The 3,295-nt window shown below is 64.1% G+C and carries 1 protein-coding gene and 1 pseudogene; both read left to right on the top strand.

The genetic code is table 11. The features are described from left to right. On the top strand, nt 1-1,109 hold a 1,109-nt coding region (lsrK, locus tag ENTHG_RS11410; protein ID WP_044179782.1), incomplete at its 5' end, for an autoinducer-2 kinase. A gap of 200 nt (nt 1,110-1,309) precedes the next feature. Next, nucleotides 1,310-3,295: pseudogene (locus tag ENTHG_RS11405) on the top strand (oxidoreductase); the annotation flags it as partial.

Genomic DNA, 3,295 nt, shown 5'->3' with positions numbered 1-3,295 from the left:
GGCTGGCGGCAAAACTCTCCGGCTGGCTGGCGGTCGATCCTTCGAACGCCGGGACGACCGGCATGCTTGATCTCTTTACCCGCGACTGGCGTCCCGCACTGCTGGATATGGCCGGGCTGCGCGCCGATATCCTCTCGCCGGTTAAAGAGACCGGCACCCTGCTGGGCGCCGTGACCCATGACGCAGCGCAACAGAGCGGCCTGCGCGAAGGGACGCCGGTGGTGATGGGCGGCGGCGATGTGCAGCTTGGCTGCCTGGGGCTGGGAGTGGTGCGTGCCGGGCAGACGGCGGTGCTTGGCGGCACCTTCTGGCAGCAGGTGGTGAACCTGCCGCAGGTGCGTACCGATCCTGAGATGAACATCCGCGTTAACCCGCACGTTATTCCCGGCATGGCCCAGGCGGAGTCGATCAGCTTCTTTACCGGGCTGACGATGCGCTGGTTCCGCGACGCCTTCTGCGCCGAGGAGAAGCTGATTGCCGAACGGATGGGCATGGACGCGTACTCGCTGCTGGAAGAGATGGCCAGCCGCGTACCGGCAGGCTCCCACGGCGTCATGCCCATCTTCTCAGACGCCATGCATTTCAAGCAGTGGTATCACGCCGCGCCGTCGTTTATCAACCTCTCCATCGACCCGGAGAAGTGCAACAAAGCCACCCTGTTTCGGGCGCTGGAGGAGAACGCGGCGATTGTCTCCGCCTGCAACCTGGCGCAGATTTCCCGCTTTTCCGGCGCGCGCTTCGACAGCCTGGTGTTCGCAGGCGGCGGCGCGAAAGGGGCGCTGTGGAGCCAGATATTAAGCGACGTTACCGGCCTGCCGGTGCGGGTACCGGAGGTCAAAGAGGCCACCGCGCTGGGCTGCGCGATTGCCGCGGGCGTGGGGGCCGGGCTGTATGACGACATGGCCGCCACCGGCGAACGGCTGGTGCAGTGGAGCCGGGAGTTCACCCCTAACCCTGCCCACCGGGAGCTGTACGACGGCATGATGCAGAAGTGGCAAGCGGTCTATGCTGAACAGCTTGGGCTGGTGGACAGCGGCCTGACCACGTCAATGTGGCAGGCGCCGGGGCTGGTGCGTAGGCCCTCAGCGCAGACTTCCCCTCACCCCTAAGGGAGAGGGAACAGTCAGGAACGATCTGCCCTTCCCCCTCTCCCCTCTGGGGAGAGGGCCGGGGTGAGGGGTGAAGGGCGAGGGCACGCCTTTCTTTGAATCCCATCACAATCACTGCATTCCCCTTTTCCCTTTTACCCGGCAAACGCTAAATTACAACTCATCCGACCACATAACAAAAATTTTACATTGGAAGCGAGATGAGCCACTACCCGTCGTTATTTGCCCCGCTTGATCTGGGGTTTACCACCCTTAAAAACCGTGTGCTGATGGGCTCGATGCATACCGGGCTGGAAGAGCGCCCGGACGGCCCCAGCCCGGCTGGCGGCGTTCTATGCCGAGCGGGCGCGGCACGGCGTGGCGCTGATTGTCACCGGCGGCGTGGCCCCCCGCGCTCAGCGGCGTCACCATGGAAGGCGGCGCGGTACTTAACGACGAGCAGCAGCTGCCGCATCATCAGCTCATCACTCGCGCCGTACATCAGGAAGGGGGCAAAATCGCCCTGCAAATCCTGCACACCGGGCGCTACAGCTACCAGCCGCAGCTGGTGGCCCCGTCGGCCATCCGCGCGCCCATTAACCGCTTCACGCCCCATGAGCTCAGCCATGATGAGATCCTGGCGCTGATTGATGACTTCGCCTGCTGCGCGCAGCTGGCGCAGCAGGCGGGATACGACGGCGTAGAGGTGATGGGTTCGGAAGGCTATCTGATCAATGAATTTCTCGCCGCCCGCACTAACCAGCGCAGCGACGAATGGGGCGGCGACTACGCCCGCCGCATGCGCTTTGCCATCGAGGTGGTGCGCGCCGTGCGGGAACGGGTCGGGGCGGAATTTATCATTATCTATCGCCTGTCGATGCTGGATCTGGTGGAAGGCGGCGGCGTGTTTGAAGAGACGCTGCAGCTGGCACAGGCCGTGGAAGCGGCAGGCGCGACGCTTATCAACACCGGCATCGGCTGGCATGAGGCGCGCATCCCCACTATCGCCACCCCGGTGCCGCGCGGCGCGTTTAGCTGGGTCACCCGCAAGCTTAAAGGCAAGGTCGGCGTACCGCTTATCACCACCAACCGCATCAACGATCCGCAGGTGGCGGAAGCGATCCTCGCCCGTGGCGATGCGGATATGGTCTCGATGGCTCGCCCTTTCCTCGCCGACGCGGAGATCCTCTCGAAAGCGCGCGATGGCCGGGCGGATGAGATCAATACCTGTATTGGCTGCAACCAGGCCTGCCTCGACCAGATCTTCGCAGGGAAAGTGACCTCCTGCCTGGTTAACCCGCGCGCCTGCCATGAAACCAAAATGCCCCTGCGCCCGGCGGAGAATAAAAAAACGCTGGCGGTGGTGGGCGCTGGCCCTGCCGGGCTGGCATTTGCCGTTAACGCCGCCCTGCGCGGCCATCGCGTGACGCTGTTTGACGCGCAGGCGGAGATCGGCGGCCAGTTTAATATCGCCAAACAGATCCCCGGCAAAGAGGAGTTTTATGAGACGCTGCGCTACTACCGGCGAATGATCGAGATAACCGGGGTCGATCTGCGGCTGAACCAGTGGGTCACGGCAGATAGCCTGACGTCGTTTGACGAGGTGATCCTCGCCAGCGGCATTGAGCCGCGCACGCCTGCGATCGCGGGGATCGCGCATCCCAAAGTGCTCAGCTATCTCGATGTGCTGCGCGATAAAGTGCCGGTGGGCGAGAACGTCGCCATTGTCGGCTGCGGCGGCATCGGGTTTGATACGGCGATGTACCTCAGCCAGCCGGGCGATCCCACCAGCCAGAATATTGCCGAGTTCTGTGTGGAATGGGGCATCGACACCAGCCTCAATGAGGTGGGCGGCCTGCGCCCGGAGGGGCCGCAGCTGCCAAAAAGCCCGCGCCAGATTGTGATGCTGCAACGCAAAGCCAGTAAGCCTGGCGAAGGGCTGGGCAAAACCACCGGCTGGATCCACCGGGCGACGCTGCTGGCCCGCGGAGTGAAGATGGTGGCGGCGGTGAGCTACGAGAAAATCGATGACCAGGGGCTGCATGTGCGAATTGGCGGCGAGCCACACCTGTTCGCCGTGGATAATATCGTGCTGTGCGCAGGCCAGGAGCCGCGGCAGTCGCTGGCGGAGCCGCTGCGCGCCGCCGGGAAAACGGTGCATCTGATTGGCGGCTGCGATGTGGCGCTGGAGCTGGACGCCCGCCGGG

This window comes from Phytobacter massiliensis JC163 (assembly GCF_000321045.1).
Classification (GTDB): Bacteria; Pseudomonadota; Gammaproteobacteria; order Enterobacterales; family Enterobacteriaceae; genus Phytobacter_A; species Phytobacter_A massiliensis.
Note: the sequence above shows the minus strand (reverse complement) of the source record. Positions and strands in the feature narration are given on the sequence as shown.